Below are 14,726 nucleotides of genomic sequence, written 5' to 3' on the forward strand. Positions count from 1 at the left end.
AGAGTGCATTTCAAATCCGACAGAAAAAGGTGCAAAAAAAAACGATGAGACATTTAACCGCCGTAGTCACCGCCATGATAACCGCTGCATGGATGACGCTATGCCTGCCGATTCCCCTTAACGCGGTACATGGAGCGATGCGGGAGCCTCTTAAAGTTTCGCACGGCCGCAGTCTGGCCATCGTCATCGACGATTTCGGCAACGGGATGACCGGTACGGAAGAAATGTTCAAGCTTCCCGTCAAAGTAACTATCGCCGTCATGCCGTTCATGCCGACGACGAAGCGCGATGCGGAGCTGGCTCACAGGCGGGGATACGACGTCATCGTCCATATGCCGATGGAGCCGAAGAAGGGCAAGCGGGAGTGGCTCGGTCCCGGCGCAATCACAACGGACCTAAGCGATGCCGAAATCCGCAAGCGGGTGGAAGCGGCCATCCGCGACGTGCCGCATGCCATCGGCATGAACAACCATATGGGCTCCAAAGCGACGGCCGACGAGCGTGTCATGCGCAGTGTGCTCTCCGTCGTCCGCGAGCACGGGATGTTTTTTCTCGACAGCCGGACGACGCCGCAGAGCGTCATCCCGAAGCTCGCCGATGAGCTTGGCGTACCGAGGCTCGGCAACGACGTGTTTCTGGACGACGTCTATACAATTCAGCATATTTCCCGGCAGATCGGACTTATACGCAAGCGGCTGAACGAACAGGTCGCGTGCGTGGCGATCGGCCACGTCGGGCCGCCGGGGATGAAGACGGCCGCCGTCCTGAAAAATTCGATACCCGCCTTGTCGAGCCAGGCGCAGTTCGTCCGGCTGTCCGAGCTGATTATCGGATCACCGGAAAAGGAGGTAATTCCTCACCCCTGAGGCGATCGCCGAAGCGACCTCCTCCTGCCTGCGCGAATCGGTCAGCATCCGGCGGTCCGCGTCGTTGCTTATAAAGCCCAACTCGACGATGACGGCAGGTTGTTTAACGACATTAAGCAGATAAAACGTTTTGCCGACCGAGGATCTTCCGCTGCGGCCCTGCTGCCGGTTCAGCGCATCCTGGATAAAGAAGGCGAGCAGCGCGCTCTGCCCTTCTTTCTGGTGCAGAACGGACGGTCCGCGCGCGCCGGGACTGGAAGACCAGTTGACGTGGAGGCTGACCAGGAGCCGGGTCTCGATTTCCTTGGTCAGCTGGCTGCGCTGCGACAAATCGCGGCGGTGGCGCGAAGGCGAACGATGCCACTTGTTCTCGTCGCTCGGCGCGTAATCCCCCGTCCGGTTCAGCACGACGCGGATACCGCTGCGTGACAGACGCGTATACACCTTTCGGGCAACGGCTAGATTGATGTCCTTTTCCAGTACGTCTTCGTGCGAAGATCCGCCGTCGATTCCGCCGTGACCGGCGTCGATCACAACCTCGGCGGTCGGCAGCGCGCGGCGGTAATGAGGCAGGCGGGGATGCGGCTCTTCGGAATCGTCCTTGCCGATTTCGCCGTTTTGACCGTGTTCGGGAACAGCGTAAACGGCGGAAGCCGAGCTCTTGCCGCCTATACCCGAAGCAGGGGCGAACAACATTGCGGCTGAAATCAAAAATGCAGAAAGGATGCCTGCTCGGTGAAAGCTTGCCATTCGTTGACGAACCTCCTTGCTGAAATCGCGGGATTCTTTTAGCGTGGCTCGGCGGCAGGGAACTCATACATGTTTGTCCGCACCGGGTTGCGGAGATACTAGACGTAACGATGATTGTAAAGGAGTGAACCGTCATGGCAAGCCGGGACGAGCTCATCAAATATATGACGGAACGCGTGGTTGCCTATATCGATACGCCCCGCGAAGAGCGCAAAAAAAACCGCGTTGCAGCCAAGGCGTTGAAGGAGCCCTGGATGACGCGGTGGTTCGGCATGATGCCGGTCGGCTTTGCATTATGGTGGCGCGGCCGCGGCAAACGCGGCACGTACTCGGAGGATCAGCGGTAAAAGCGGCCGCTGCCGCGGAGCAGCTCAAGCGGTATATAGCGCGTGCCAAAGTCGTTGTCGATGGCGACGTAAAGCTGACCGTTATCCCAGTTATGATAGCCGATTGCGGACCAGACGAATAAGACCGTTTGATGGTACAGCTCCGCTGCAAACCGGATTTCCTTCTTTTGGTCGAGCAGACGGGTCAGCCTGCCGACATCGCTGCTGCCAAGCGGCGCCGATGTCAGCCAGGGCAGACGCGCATACGGGTCGAAGGCGGCGTTCAGCCGGAACGATGCCAGCTTCGCCTGCTCTCGCTGCTGGCCGCTTGCCGCCGAGAATTGAGGGTCTGCGGACTGCTTTTGCCAGCTGCTGCTGTCCACAGGTAGCGCTTCAGCGGTAAAGGCGTCGAAATACCGGACCGTTCCGTCAGCCTCGGTCCACTGCCATACGGCCAGCAGCGGGTGAATATATTTGCGCTCCAGCTTCGGCTGCGCTTGGACGGCGGCTTTGTAGGTCGGAAAAAATCCCTGGCGTACCAGCGATTCGTAAATCGCATTCGGATCAAAGGCCGGATGGGTGCCGACCCCATACTCGCCGAGAGCGAAGCCTCCGTCCTGCGTGGCGTTCACGATCATATAACCGACGGGTCTGCGTTCGTGCAGAAACGTGACGAGCCAGCCGTGCTGTCCGGGGCCGATCGGTGCGATCGTCCGTTCGGCGTCTTTCCATATCGAGAACCGGGGCTGCTCCGAAAGCGCCTCCGTCCAATGCTGCACTTCGGCTTCAAGCCGGGTTTGCTGCGGGGGGGCCGCCGAAGGGCTTGTCCGTGCTTCCGCCGTGGCGTTCGAGCCGGCCAGCATCAGCAGAATGGCGGCATACATCGGAATCCATTTTTTGCGCATCAGCTTTTTCACCTGCTTTGTTCGTTTTTGACGTAACGATATTGTAACCCGCGGCCGGACGAAAAGGCTGTTGGAACCTGTCGCGGCGAAGCGGACAAGCACCGCTCTATTTTTGACGTTTCGGTGGGAAGTTTCGTCCGGCTTTGTCGGCTGAAGGCTAATCGATGCCTTCCAGGTAAAAGATTCCGCAGTTTATGGCGGATGTCGTAACCCGCGGCTCGTACTGCCAGCGGATTTCCGCGGTGCGGCGCTGAAATTGCTCCAGATAGGCGGGTTTTGACGCATCGTCCGCCTGTTCGATGAGCGGCACATAATAATGGGCGATCGTGCCCAGCTCGTCGTTCAGCCGGGCTGCCGCCGCTTCCGCCCATCCGTAATCGTACGCGCGCAGCTTGCGCTCGAGCGTTTGCTCGATGATGGCCGCCGCCTTGCCGAGCGTCAGGGCGTTTTTCGCGATGTGCACGTTCGGCGGAAGCTTCGGCGTCATCCGGAGCCGGAGCAGCCTTTCGTGGAAGTTTTCCACACAGGTCCCGGTCGCAAGCGACACGCCGAAGGAATGGAACTCCTCGCGCTTCATGTCGCAGGCGAATTCGACCTTCAAATTCACGCCGAGCCAGGCGGTGTAAGCCGATGATTCCAACGGATGCGCTCCGCGGAGCGACGGCTCTTGAAACAGGCAGACGCAGCTGCCGCCGGATTTTGCCGATTCGAACAGCTGCTCCAGCCTGCGCGAGCCGAAGTGCAAATCCTCGCGAGGGATGCGCGCCGGCGCGTTCAGCGTGCCGTGCACGAAGCCGAGCGAGCGGCCGAGCGCCGCTTCCGCCGCCTGCGCCATGGCGCCGGCAGCGCTTCCCGGCGCGGCCGGCGCCGGCGCGCCCGGCCTGCCGCCGATTCCCGGCGGCGCCGCCTGCGGCCGCAGCTGCGGCGGCCTTCTGTCCGTCCGCGCGTCGGCAGCCGCAGCGCCGGCGGCTTCGTCGTATTTAGGCTTGTCGGTAACGAGCAGCATCGACATCGTTTCCGGCTCGGCGCCGGTCCGGTCCACGAAGCTCCAGTAAAACGGACGGTTCGTCAAATCCCGGTCGGCGCGCGGCGACAGCTTGACTGTAAAATGATGCGGCGATTTTTCAAGAATGCGGCAGTCCGTCGCTTCCAAATAACGCTGCACGAATTTGTGAACCTGCTTCTCGTTCACGGCCGTACCTCCACCTCCACCGTTTGTCCCATTGCGTTCAGAAGCGCCCCTGCGGCATGCGCCTCCTGCGGCGTTTCGTCCTCCACTTCGCTGCGGATTTGGCTGAGCGAATTGCCCAGATCGTCGATCTGCCGCCGCAGCTCCGCCGAATTGCCCGATTCGAGCATGGCGCGCGCGAGCCGCTGCTCAAGCGTCTGCGCGCCTTTCTCGAACCGTTCGAGGATATGGTCGAGCTCGCCGATGACGAGCTCGAACAGGTTGATCTTCTCGTGCAGCAGCCCGATGATATGCTCCTCGATCGTACCGAGCGTGCACAGGTTGTAAATTTTGACGTCGTTTGTTTGTCCGAGCCGGTGAACGCGGCCGATCCGCTGCTCGACCCGCATCGGATTCCAGGGCAGATCGAAATTGATGATATGGTGGCAGAACTGCAGGTTAATGCCTTCGCCGCCGGCCTCCGTCGCAATCAGCACCTGAGCGCGTCCGCGGAACAGATCCATCATCCAGTCCTTCTTGCCCCGGTTCATCCCGCCCCGGTACGGAACGGCTACGAGGTTGTGCTTGCGGAAAAACTGCAGCAAATATTCCTGCGTCGCCCGGTACTCGGTAAAAATAATGACCTTGTCGTTCATTTCGCGCACCAGCTCGATCGCCTTCTCCGCCTTCGTATTGGACTGGATGCCGCGGATGACCTCGACCAGCTGCCATATTTTAGCGCGTACCGGAGAGTCCTCGGGTGTTTTTTTAAACATATTGACCAGCGTCAGAAACACGGCGTCGCGGCTGCTGCACACTTCCCGCTGCAGCGTGACGAGCGACAGCATGCTCGCCAGGTCATGACCGGCTTCGTTGTATCGTTCCTTGACGAACGACGTCACCGCATCGTACAGAGCCTGCTCCTCGGGGGAGAGCACGAGCGGCACGTTTTTTACGATCCGCTTCGTAAACTGGATGCCGCCGTCGCCGCGGCGGTTGCGGATCATAACGGTGGACAGCGCCTCCTGGAGCTGGCCTTCGTTCTTCGGCTGCCGCTTGTCCACGACGAAATTGGCGGCGAACTCGCTTTGGCCGCCGAGCTGGCCCGGCTTCAGCAGCGTGATGAGATTGTACAGCTCGTCCAGCTCGTTCTGCACCGGCGTCGCGGTGAGCAGCAGGCAGTATTTTTTGCGCAGCTGATTAATGAACCGGTAGTTGGTCGTTTTCTTGTTCTTCAGCTTGTGCGCTTCGTCGATAATGAGCAGATCGTAATCCGCATTTAATAAAATATCGCGGTGCGGGTCGCGTTTGGCCGTATCCATCGAGGCGACGACGATATCGAACTGCCAAGTGTGCTCCTTCTTCTGGGCGACGGCGGGAATGCCGAATTTCTGGTTCAGCTCGCGCACCCACTGCAGGACGAGCGAGGCGGGAACGAGGATGAGCGCGCGTTTCACAAGTCCGCGCACGAGATATTCCTTCAGGATCAGACCGGCTTCGATCGTCTTGCCGAGTCCGACCTCGTCGGCCAATATCGCGCGCCCGCTCATTTCGTGCAGCACCTTGCGGGCCGTGCTGATTTGATGCGGCATCGGTTCGAAGGCTGGCAGGCTGCGCAGGCACTGCAAATCGTCGAAGCCGGTAATCAGCTTCGACTGCTCGGCCTCGACGGCGAGCTGATACAACGTCCAATCGTCCCAAGGGCCGTTCCGGTCGACGCGCTCCTGCAGGTTTTGCAGCCAGCTTCGATCGATTTGAAGGTGCGCGCTGGGGTGCAGCTTGCGTTTGGAGGAGCCGGCCGGCAGCTCGTCAGCGGCGGATGAATTCGTCGGATGCCCCATAATGGAACTCCTTTCCAAGGAAGGATTCGCTTTGTTTGTTAGTATGGCCGAAGGCCCGAAATTTCATAAGCGGAGATGCCGCGTGCCGTTCGGGCGCGCAGTTGAGTTCACGTACATCGGCCGATGCGGGGAACAGCGTTACATGTGGCCCGCAGCCGTCATGCACCGCCCACACGCACCAGGGAGCTGTGCGCGCTGCCAAAAACCGCATTCGCCCCCGGAGGCGGACAACTACCGGCATCAGCCCCGCACATCCGATTTCAATCGTAACGGGGCGGATCCCGCACGGCTTTTTCTTGCCTCGAACAGGTTGCCTGAACATGACATTGTAAGGTATACTTTAATCGATTAATACGATGAAGAAGGAGTAATCAGATGGACAAAGTATTGATTTTCGGACACAAAAATCCCGATACGGATACGATCTGCTCGGCGATCGCTTATGCGGATCTGAAGACGAAGCTCGGACAAAACGTCGAGCCTGTCCGTCTCGGCAGCGTCAACGGCGAAACCCAATTCGCGCTCGACAAGTTCGGCGCCCAGGCTCCGCGCCTGGTTGAAACGGTGGCCGGCGAAGCGAAGGACGTCATTCTCGTCGACCATAACGAGCGCCAGCAGAGCGCGTCCGATATCGACCAGGTTCGCGTCGTCGAGGTCATCGACCATCACCGCATCGCCAATTTCGAGACGAGCGGCCCGCTCTATTACCGCGCCGAACCGGTCGGCTGCACCGCAACGATTCTCAATAAAATGTGCAAAGAAAACGGCATCGCCATCGAGCCGAACATCGCCGGACTTATGCTTTCCGCGATCATTTCCGATTCCCTGCTGTTCAAATCGCCGACCTGCACCCCGCAGGATGTCGCGGCAGCGCGCGAGCTGGCCGAAATCGCAGGCGTGAACCCGGAAAGCTACGGGCTGGACATGCTGAAGGCGGGAGCGGATCTGAGCGACAAAACGATCGCCCAGCTGATTTCGCTCGACGCCAAAGAATTCCAGATGGGAGACGCGAAGGTCGAAATCGCGCAGGTCAACGCGGTCGACGTAAACGACGTGCTGTCCCGCCAGTCCGAGCTGGAGGATGCGCTGTCGGCGATTATCGCCGAGAAGAAGCTTGATCTGTTCCTGTTCGTCGTCACGGACATCCTGAATAACGATTCCGTCGGCATTGCGCTCGGTTCCAAGGCAGGCGCCGTCGAGCAGGCTTATAACGTCAAGCTGTCGGACAACAAAGCGGTGTTGAAAGGCGTCGTTTCGCGCAAATCGCAAATCGTGCCGGTGCTGACGGACATTTTGAGCAAATAAGGCTGCCGCGCTGCGGCTATCGACCGTTCGAACGCCGCCCGGCTACCGTGCCGGGCGGTTTTTCCGTTTTTCCGGGCACAAGCGGAGTTGAGGAGCCGCTAGGCGGCGGCCGGTCCGGCGGAGAAATCCTCCGGCTCGAGCGGTTCGCAAGGAATTCCGAGCCGGCCGGCTTGTCATCGGCCGAGCTATGCTCTATGCTGAAACAAGGTGAAGGTACTTTTGAAGCGGGAGCGAGTGATTTAACCGATATGGCACGAGTAGGCCCGAAATTAAACGCTTCCAATACGCTGCTGATGATTTCCAGCCTGTACTCCTCGCTGACGAAGGCGGAGAAGAAGGTTGCCGACGCGGTGACCCAAAACCCCGAGGAAGCGGTTCTGTCGACGGTAACCGATTTGTCGGAGCAGGCGAAGGTCGGCGAAACGTCCGTCATCCGGTTTTGCCGCAAGCTCGGCTTTCGCGGCTTCCATGAATTCAAGCTCGCCGTCGCGCAGGATCTCGTCGACCGCCCGTCCGTCTCGAATGCGGAAATCGAGGAATCGGACGACGCGATGACCGTGGCCCGGAAAATGACGATGAAGCATGAAATGCTGCTGCGGAACACGCTTGACCTGATCAGCGCGGACAGCTTGCAGGAGGCTGTCCGGAGCATGCTGGCCGCCGCCAAAATCCACGTATACGGCGTCGGTTCGTCCGGCATTACGGCGCTCGATCTGCATTACCGGCTGATGCGCATCGGCCTGAACGTCGAGGCGCACCGCGATGCGCACATTATCGCCATGTCGGCGTCGCTGCTCGGCAAAGGCGATCTCGTCTTCGCCATTTCGACCTCGGGCAGCACCCGCGACCTCGTCGACCCGGTGCGGCAGGCGAAGGGAAACGGGGCGTCCGTCATCTGTCTGACCGGCCATATGCGCTCGCCGATCGCGGCCTACGCCGATACGGTGCTGCTTACGCCGGCCCGCGAGCTGCCGATGGAAGGCGGCGCACTGTCCACCAAAATGATGCAAATGCATTTGCTGAACATTTTATGCACGCTGCTTGCGCAAAACCGGAGCGAAGCTTACGCCTCGCTGGAGAAAACGGCCAAGTCCGTCGCGGACAAGCTCTATTGACCGCCGGCAGGGGCCGAGAACCGATTTTAACCGACGGAGGGAACGATGATGAAATATTTTGCCGTATTTTTGCCGATTATCGACACGGAAAAAAGCCGGATCTACCGGCCTCAGCATCTCGAGTTTCTGGAAAATAAACGCCGCGAAGGCAAAATTTTTGCGAACGGCAGGTTTACCGACGGATCGGGGGGCCTGGTCATCTACAAAGCGGAGTCTTCGGACGAGGTACTGGAGCTTGTCAGACAGGACCCGTACGTTGCCGAAGGGGCGAGAGGCTACGAGATTCACGAATGGGAGATGTCCCCGGTTTAAGGCTGTCGAAATAGCACAAATTTGCTCGAACTTCGGCGAACTTTAATCAAATTTAACCATCGGTGGATGTCGATATGAGACTGGAGAACCGCGCCTTTCGCGCGGTTTTTTTGCGTTTGTTCGACCGCTCGCGACATGCGACGATTTTGATCGGCACTTGCATTCTTAAAAAATGTCTAAAATAAAAATTTTCATATTTTCAATTTTAAAAAAGGTGTTAAAATGGGCATAAATGCCACTCGATTGAAGCGGCAAAAATATGAGGAGGAGAAACACATATGGGGTATGGTAAAAAGTGGATCCCCGCACTGCTATCTTTACTGCTGGCCGGCGTTTTATTGATCGGCTGTTCCAAAGGCACCGATAACGGGGCAAACGGAAGCAGCTCGACGCAGCCGCCCGCGAACGCCACAACGGGCGATACGTCCGGCCAGACGGGCAGCGGCGATCAAACAGCCCAGACGGCGGGTCAGCCCAAAGACGGCGGAACGCTTACATACGGCAGCTTTACCGACATTGTTTCGGTAAATCCGCTGTATATTCAGGACACGGGCTCCGGCGACGCGGCCTATTTTCTGTATGCCAATCTATATGACCTCGACAGACAGGGCAACGTGGTCGCGGAGCCTTGGTCGCTGGCGTCGGACAAAATGCAAGTTTCCGACGACGGCAAAACCTACACCGTCAAGCTGAAGCCGAATGCGAAATGGAGCGACGGCCAGCCCGTTACGGCCGACGACGTCATCTTTACGTTAAACACGATCCGAAATCCCGAGGCAGGCTCGCCCGGCATCAGCCAGTTCGATAAAATCGATACGATTACGAAGGTCGATGACCATACGGTGCAAATCAAACTGAAACAGGTATACGCACCTTTCCAATATGCGCTTGTCTCTTCCATTGTGCCCTACCATGTCTTGAAGGACATTGCGCCGAAAGATCTGCAAAACAACGCGTTCGGCAAGGATCCGAGCAAAACGGTAACGGACGGACCTTGGAAATGGACCAAGTGGGAGCAGAAGCAGTATTTGACCTTTGACGCCGACCCGAATTATTGGGGGCCGAAGCCGCATATCCAGCAGATCGTATATAAAATTTATGCGGATCAGAACACTGAAATTCAGGCGCTGCTTAAAGGAGACATCGATGTGACGGCCGCCATTCCGGTTACCCAGGTGGATGCGGTCAAGAATAAGAAAGGCTTTAACGTGATCAGCGCTCCGGGGCCGCAGTACGAATATTTGGCCTTCAACTTCGATCCGAAAAACTTCAAGGACAATTACTCTCCTTTCACCGGGGAGAAGACGAGACAGGCGATCGCTTACGCGATCAATCGTCAAGGCATGGTCGACAACGTTCTGAAAGGCACCGGCAAGCTGATCAACGCGCCTTTCCTGCCGGGAACCTGGGCGGATCCGGGCGATGCGGCCGTCAATTACGCTTACGATCCCGATCAAGCGAAGAAGCTGCTGGCGGAAGACGGCTGGAAGCCGGGATCGGACGGCATTCTGGTCAAGGACGGCCATCGGTTCTCGTTCGAGCTGCAGTATAACGCGGGCAACAGCCGCCGGGAGCAGGTTGCGGCCATTATTCAGCAAAATCTGAAGGACGTCGGCATCGAAGTAACCCCGAAGGGGATCGATTTCTCTTCCTGGGTCGATCAGAATGTGAATCCGGGCAAGTTCCCTGCCATTCTGCTGGCATGGGTGCTGAACACCCCGGATCCGGACGGCGAGTCGACTTTCTCATCCAAATATTACCCGCCAACCGGCCAAAACGTCGGCTGGTATAAAGACGAAAAGCTCGATCAGCTGTGGGTGCAGGGATATTCGACGACCGATCAGGCCAAGCGGAAACAGATTTACAGCGAGGTTGCGAAGGAAATTACGACGAATCTGCCCTATGTATTCCTGTATCAATACGGGACTCCGGAAGGGCTGACCTCCCGAGTCCATTACGCGGACGCGGACCGGCCGGAACCGTCGCTCTCTTATGGATATCTTTACCATGTCAACAACTGGTGGGTAGACTGATTTAACGGCGGAACGGGAAAACATCCGGCGAAGGGGAGGGAGCTTGCTCCTTCCCCTCTCGCCATAGTTAGGAGGAAAAAGCCATGACCGAATATCTGATCCGCCGAATCCTGCAGTCAATTGTCGTGCTTTTTTTGATCTCGCTGGCTACATTCGGGCTCATACACGCGGCCCCCGGCGGACCGACGCAAATTTTCCTCTCGCCCAGCCTGTCGCAGGCTGCGGCGAAGGTGCAGGCTCACAATCTGGGGCTGGATAAGCCGATTCCGGTTCAGTATGTCCGCTGGCTCGGCGATCTGATGAAAGGCAATCTGGGTTACACGTTCAAAAATCATCTTCCGGTCGGGCAAATTTTATGGCCGACGGTCAAAAATACGCTCGTGCTGATGATCGTAGCGTGGGTGTTATCCTTACTGATTGCCCTCCCCTGGGGGATCTATAACAGCACGGCCGAATACGGATTATCCGATCAGACGGCCTCGTTCGTCGCGTATATCGGGTTTGCGATGCCCACGTTCTGGTTCGGTATATTGCTGCAGGAATATTTCTCGCTGAAGCTCGACTGGCTGCCGCTTTCGGATATGCATACGATAGGGAAAGAAGGCGATATCGGCGATTTGGTGATGCACCTCATCCTGCCGGTTACCGTTCTGACGCTGGGCTTCCTGGCCGCTTACTCCAAATATTCCCGCTCGAGCATGCTTGAGGTGCTCGATCAGGATTATATCCGCACGGCGCGGGCCAAAGGCGTGCCGGAGCGGCGGGTCGTCTTTCGCCACGCGCTCCGCAATGCGCTCATTCCGATCATCACGGTGCTCGGTCTCGACCTGCCGACCCTTGTCGCAGGCGCGGCACTGACGGAGAATGTGTTCAACTGGCCGGGCATGGGCCGGCTGTTCGTGGAGATGGCGGTTGCCCGCGAATATTCCGTGCTGATGGCGATTACGATCATTACCTCCGTCATGGTTATCGCCGGCAATTTGGCGGCTGACATTTTGTATGCTCTCGTCGATCCCCGCGTCAAGCTGGGACGGAAGGGGGCGCGAACGGCATGAGCGATCTGCAGCTCCATAACAACGGCGCGGGATATGCGCCAGGCGCAGAGCCTCCGGTTGCAGCGGTCGTTCCGGTGGAGAAGAAGTCCGACGGACCGTGGAGGCTCGCCTGCCGGAAATTTTTCCGCAATCCGTACGCCGTCGCCGGACTCGTCGTCCTCCTGCTGTTTGTGCTGATCGCCGTTTTCGCCCGCGCCATCACACCGTTCGATCCGAACAAAATCGTATTGCTGGATGCGAACCTGCCGGCGGGCGGCAACCATCTGCTCGGTACGGACGAGCTCGGGCGGGATATTTTCACGCGGCTCATCTACAGCAGCCAGATATCGCTGACCGCCGGCTTCTCCGTCGCGTTCATCGCGGTGATCATCGGCACGCTGGTCGGTTCGATCGCGGGCTATTTCGGCGGCTGGATCGACACCATTCTGATGCGATTCGTGGACATGATGAACTCGGTGCCGCTGCTGTTTTTGAATATCTTGGTTTTGGCTATTTTTGGTTCAAAATTCATTTATATGATTTTAATTTTGGCGTTTACCGGCTGGGTGGGCGTCGCGCGGCTCGTGCGCGGGACGTTCCTGCAGCTGCGGGAAATGCAGTACGTGGAAGCGGCCAAAGCGATCGGCGTTTCCAGCTGGGGCATTATATTCCGGCATCTGCTGCGCAACGCCAGCTTCCCGATCATCGTCAACGCGACGCTGATGGTCGGCGGTGCGATTTTGAGTGAATCGGCGCTGTCTTACCTTGGACTCGGCATACAGCCGCCGCAAACGAGCTGGGGGCTGATGCTGTCGAACGCCCAGGAATTCATGCTGACTAACCCGCTTCTGGCGCTTTATCCGGGCCTGTGTATTCTGATCGTCGTGCTGGCGGTCAACTTTATCGGCGACGGCATCCGCGACGCGCTCGACCCGCGGAAGAGAGCCGGACTTTCACGAAGGAGGCTGGACAAATGGCGGAAAATCTTCTCGAAGTCCGGAGTTTGACGGCCGGCTTCATCACCGACGACGGCATCGTCAAAGCGATCGACAACGTGTCGCTGTCCATAGGAAAAGGGGAGACGCTTTGCCTTGTCGGCGAATCGGGCAGCGGCAAAAGCGTCACGTCGCTGTCGATCATGCGGCTGATCGATTATGCCGGCGGGCTGCTGAGCGGCGAAAGCATCATGTTCGGCGGCGACGATTTGCTGAAGAAAAGCCAGCGCGAAATGCTGCGCATCCGCGGCAACCGGATCGCGATGATTTTCCAGGACCCGATGTCGGCGCTGAACCCGGTCTTTACGATCGGCGACCAAATCGCCGAGAGCCTTCGGCTGCATCAGCAGATCGGCAAGCGGGAGGCCTGGAATCGTGCGGTCGAGCTGCTGCGGATGGTCGGCATCCCGGCGCCGGAAACGCGCGCCCGGCAGTATCCGCACGAAATGTCGGGCGGCATGTCGCAGCGCGCCGTGATCGCGATCGCGCTTGCATGCAATCCGGAGCTGCTGATCGCCGACGAGCCGACGACCGCGCTCGACGTGACGGTGCAGGCGCAAATTCTCGAGCTGCTCGGCATGCTGAAGCGCGAGCTCGGCATGTCCATTCTGCTGATTACCCACGACATGGGCGTGGCTGCGGGCATGGCGGACCGGATCGCGGTCATGTATGCGGGAACGATCGTCGAGGAAGGCACGACGCACGAGATTTTCGATTCGCCGAGCCATCCGTATACGATCGGGCTGCTGAAATCCATTCCGGGCCTAACGAGCGAACGCGGCACGGAGCTGCATACGATCAAAGGCAACATTCCGCCGATGAAAAATCTTCCTTCCGGCTGCCGCTTCCATCCCCGCTGCCCGCATGCCGAGGAGAAATGCCGGCTCGTAGAGCCGGTGCTGAGGCCCGTCGGAGGACCGGGCCACCTGTCGGCATGCTGGTTGGCCGAAGAAGCAAGCGCCGCAAACGGCATCGAGGCAGCACGCAGCGAGAAGGAGGCGATACAATGACGGCGGAAAACCTGCTTGAAATCCGCGAGGTCAAAAAATATTTTCCGATTAAATCCGGTCTGTTCGGCCGGGTTGCCGGCCATGTAAAAGCGGTCGACGGCGTATCGCTCCGGATCGGACGGGGGGAAACGTTCGGCCTTGTAGGCGAATCCGGCTGCGGCAAATCGACGCTCGGGCGGGTGATCCTGAAGCTGCAGAGCGCGACGGCGGGCGAGGTGCTCTTTAACGGACGCGACGTGCAGGCGCTCGGTTCTTCGGATCTTAGGCGGCTGCGGCAGGAGATGCAAATTATTTTTCAGGACCCGTTCGGTTCGCTAAATCCGCGTTTCCAGGTGCGGGACATTATCGCCGAGCCGCTTCGCCTTCATCTGAAGATGTCGGGCAAGGAAGCGGATAAGCGCGTTTGCGAGCTGATGGAGCTGGTGGGGCTTGACGCCTCCCGGCGAAACCGGTACCCGCACGAATTTTCCGGCGGCCAGCGGCAGCGGATCGGTATCGCCAGGGCGATTGCGCTCGGGCCGAAATTCATCGTCGCCGACGAAGCCGTCTCCGCGCTCGACGTCTCGGTCCAGTCGCAGGTCATCAACCTGCTCATGCGGCTGCAGCGGGAGCTCGGGCTGACGTATTTGTTTATCGCCCACGGCCTTCATGTGGTTCGGCACATATCCGACCGGATCGGCGTCATGTATTTGGGCAAAATGGCCGAAGTGTCGCGCACGGAAGAGCTGTTCGCCGCGCCGCTTCACCCGTATACCGCAGCCCTGCTGTCCGCCATCCCGGAGCCGACGCCCCATCGCAGGCAGGAGCGAATTATTTTGCAGGGCGATGTGCCGTCGCCGGCCAGCCCGCCGTCCGGCTGCCGGTTCCATCCGCGATGCCCGTACGCGACGGAGCGATGCCGCCGCGAGGAACCGGTTCTGAGGGAAGCTGTCCCGGGCCGCGAAGTGGCGTGTCATTTTCCGCTCGTGCAGGCATAGGGATCGGCCGCATTCAAGAATACGGATCAGGCAACGGATTGCCGCCGGAGTTTCGGATCGCCGAAGCTTCGGCGGTTTCTGTTCAAGGG

14 protein-coding genes are annotated in these 14,726 nt (G+C 58.8%); 10 read left to right on the forward strand and 4 right to left on the reverse strand.

Annotation, left to right across the window (positions count from 1 at the left end; genetic code table 11):
• Positions 1 to 44 precede the first annotated feature (44 nt).
• Positions 45 to 866, forward strand: a complete 822-nt coding sequence (locus PD282_RS09170) for a divergent polysaccharide deacetylase family protein (RefSeq protein ID WP_420832280.1) — start codon at positions 45 to 47, stop codon at positions 864 to 866.
• Here the strand turns inward: PD282_RS09170 and PD282_RS09175 are convergent.
• Positions 834 to 1,616 carry an N-acetylmuramoyl-L-alanine amidase family protein gene (locus PD282_RS09175; protein ID WP_274650298.1) on the reverse strand — a complete coding sequence of 261 codons (783 nt, stop codon included), beginning with the start codon at positions 1,614 to 1,616 and terminating at the stop codon, positions 834 to 836. The two genes, PD282_RS09170 and PD282_RS09175, sit on opposite strands and share 33 nt — an antisense overlap.
• A gap of 134 nt (positions 1,617 to 1,750) precedes the next feature.
• Here PD282_RS09175 and PD282_RS09180 point away from each other — a divergent pair, with 134 nt between their 5' ends.
• Positions 1,751 to 1,963: a YqzE family protein gene (locus tag PD282_RS09180; protein WP_274650300.1), complete on the forward strand. Its 213-nt coding sequence runs from the start codon at positions 1,751 to 1,753 to the stop codon at positions 1,961 to 1,963.
• Here the strand turns inward: PD282_RS09180 and PD282_RS09185 are convergent.
• The 3 genes from PD282_RS09185 to PD282_RS09195 all read right to left on the reverse strand — a co-directional run bounded on the left by PD282_RS09185 (position 1,954) and on the right by PD282_RS09195 (position 5,856).
• Positions 1,954 to 2,847 (reverse strand): hypothetical protein, encoded by an 894-nt coding sequence (locus PD282_RS09185; RefSeq protein ID WP_274650301.1) that lies wholly within the window; start codon positions 2,845 to 2,847, stop codon positions 1,954 to 1,956. The two genes, PD282_RS09180 and PD282_RS09185, sit on opposite strands and share 10 nt — an antisense overlap.
• A gap of 157 nt (positions 2,848 to 3,004) precedes the next feature.
• Positions 3,005 to 4,039, reverse strand: coding sequence for a YqhG family protein (locus tag PD282_RS09190; RefSeq protein WP_274650303.1), 1,035 nt, complete (start codon positions 4,037 to 4,039; stop codon positions 3,005 to 3,007).
• Positions 4,036 to 5,856: a DEAD/DEAH box helicase gene (locus PD282_RS09195; RefSeq protein ID WP_274650305.1), complete on the reverse strand. Its 1,821-nt coding sequence runs from the start codon at positions 5,854 to 5,856 to the stop codon at positions 4,036 to 4,038. Before PD282_RS09195 ends, PD282_RS09190 begins: the two co-directional genes overlap by 4 nt.
• 375 nt (positions 5,857 to 6,231) lie before the next feature.
• Between PD282_RS09195 and PD282_RS09200 the strand changes: the two genes are divergently transcribed.
• The 8 genes from PD282_RS09200 (at position 6,232) to PD282_RS09235 (ending at position 14,637) form a co-directional block, all read left to right on the forward strand.
• Complete coding sequence (locus tag PD282_RS09200; RefSeq protein ID WP_274650307.1) at positions 6,232 to 7,161, forward strand: manganese-dependent inorganic pyrophosphatase; 930 nt, start codon at positions 6,232 to 6,234, stop codon at positions 7,159 to 7,161.
• A gap of 248 nt (positions 7,162 to 7,409) precedes the next feature.
• Entirely contained in the window at positions 7,410 to 8,276 is an 867-nt protein-coding gene (locus PD282_RS09205) for a MurR/RpiR family transcriptional regulator (protein ID WP_274655120.1), read from the forward strand.
• Between the two features lie 48 nt (positions 8,277 to 8,324).
• The gene (locus PD282_RS09210; RefSeq protein WP_274655122.1) at positions 8,325 to 8,588 is read left to right on the forward strand and encodes a YciI family protein; all 264 of its coding nucleotides are present in this window, start codon (positions 8,325 to 8,327) and stop codon (positions 8,586 to 8,588) included.
• A 278-nt stretch (positions 8,589 to 8,866) separates the two neighbouring features.
• Positions 8,867 to 10,621, forward strand: coding sequence for an ABC transporter substrate-binding protein (locus tag PD282_RS09215; RefSeq protein ID WP_274650309.1), 1,755 nt, complete (start codon positions 8,867 to 8,869; stop codon positions 10,619 to 10,621).
• An 83-nt stretch (positions 10,622 to 10,704) separates the two neighbouring features.
• Entirely contained in the window at positions 10,705 to 11,676 is a 972-nt protein-coding gene (locus tag PD282_RS09220) for an ABC transporter permease (RefSeq protein WP_274650311.1), read from the forward strand.
• Entirely contained in the window at positions 11,673 to 12,662 is a 990-nt protein-coding gene (locus PD282_RS09225; RefSeq protein WP_274650313.1) for an ABC transporter permease, read from the forward strand. Before PD282_RS09220 ends, PD282_RS09225 begins: the two co-directional genes overlap by 4 nt.
• Positions 12,629 to 13,660 carry an ABC transporter ATP-binding protein gene (locus tag PD282_RS09230; protein WP_274650315.1) on the forward strand — a complete coding sequence of 344 codons (1,032 nt, stop codon included), beginning with the start codon at positions 12,629 to 12,631 and terminating at the stop codon, positions 13,658 to 13,660. The genes PD282_RS09225 and PD282_RS09230 overlap by 34 nt, the downstream gene beginning before the upstream one ends.
• The gene (locus PD282_RS09235; protein WP_274650317.1) at positions 13,657 to 14,637 is read left to right on the forward strand and encodes an ABC transporter ATP-binding protein; all 981 of its coding nucleotides are present in this window, start codon (positions 13,657 to 13,659) and stop codon (positions 14,635 to 14,637) included. Before PD282_RS09230 ends, PD282_RS09235 begins: the two co-directional genes overlap by 4 nt.
• The last annotated feature ends 89 nt before the right edge of the window (positions 14,638 to 14,726 follow it).

The organism is Paenibacillus humicola, from assembly GCF_028826105.1.
Taxonomy (GTDB): Bacteria; Bacillota; Bacilli; order Paenibacillales; family Paenibacillaceae; genus Paenibacillus_Z; species Paenibacillus_Z humicola.

What these genes read in the sequence shown, in the direction of transcription:
- PD282_RS09170 (WP_420832280.1), top strand. Translation starts at nt 45, where the DNA reads ATGAGACATTTAACCGCCGTAGTCACCGCCATGATAACCGCTGCATGG.
- PD282_RS09175 (WP_274650298.1), bottom strand. Translation starts at nt 1,616, where the DNA reads ATGGCAAGCTTTCACCGAGCAGGCATCCTTTCTGCATTTTTGATTTCA.
- PD282_RS09180 (WP_274650300.1), top strand. Translation starts at nt 1,751, where the DNA reads ATGGCAAGCCGGGACGAGCTCATCAAATATATGACGGAACGCGTGGTT.
- PD282_RS09185 (WP_274650301.1), bottom strand. Translation starts at nt 2,847, where the DNA reads ATGCGCAAAAAATGGATTCCGATGTATGCCGCCATTCTGCTGATGCTG.
- PD282_RS09195 (WP_274650305.1), bottom strand. Translation starts at nt 5,856, where the DNA reads ATGGGGCATCCGACGAATTCATCCGCCGCTGACGAGCTGCCGGCCGGC.
- PD282_RS09200 (WP_274650307.1), top strand. Translation starts at nt 6,232, where the DNA reads ATGGACAAAGTATTGATTTTCGGACACAAAAATCCCGATACGGATACG.
- PD282_RS09205 (WP_274655120.1), top strand. Translation starts at nt 7,410, where the DNA reads ATGGCACGAGTAGGCCCGAAATTAAACGCTTCCAATACGCTGCTGATG.
- PD282_RS09210 (WP_274655122.1), top strand. Translation starts at nt 8,325, where the DNA reads ATGAAATATTTTGCCGTATTTTTGCCGATTATCGACACGGAAAAAAGC.
- PD282_RS09215 (WP_274650309.1), top strand. Translation starts at nt 8,867, where the DNA reads ATGGGGTATGGTAAAAAGTGGATCCCCGCACTGCTATCTTTACTGCTG.
- PD282_RS09220 (WP_274650311.1), top strand. Translation starts at nt 10,705, where the DNA reads ATGACCGAATATCTGATCCGCCGAATCCTGCAGTCAATTGTCGTGCTT.
- PD282_RS09225 (WP_274650313.1), top strand. Translation starts at nt 11,673, where the DNA reads ATGAGCGATCTGCAGCTCCATAACAACGGCGCGGGATATGCGCCAGGC.
- PD282_RS09230 (WP_274650315.1), top strand. Translation starts at nt 12,629, where the DNA reads ATGGCGGAAAATCTTCTCGAAGTCCGGAGTTTGACGGCCGGCTTCATC.
- PD282_RS09235 (WP_274650317.1), top strand. Translation starts at nt 13,657, where the DNA reads ATGACGGCGGAAAACCTGCTTGAAATCCGCGAGGTCAAAAAATATTTT.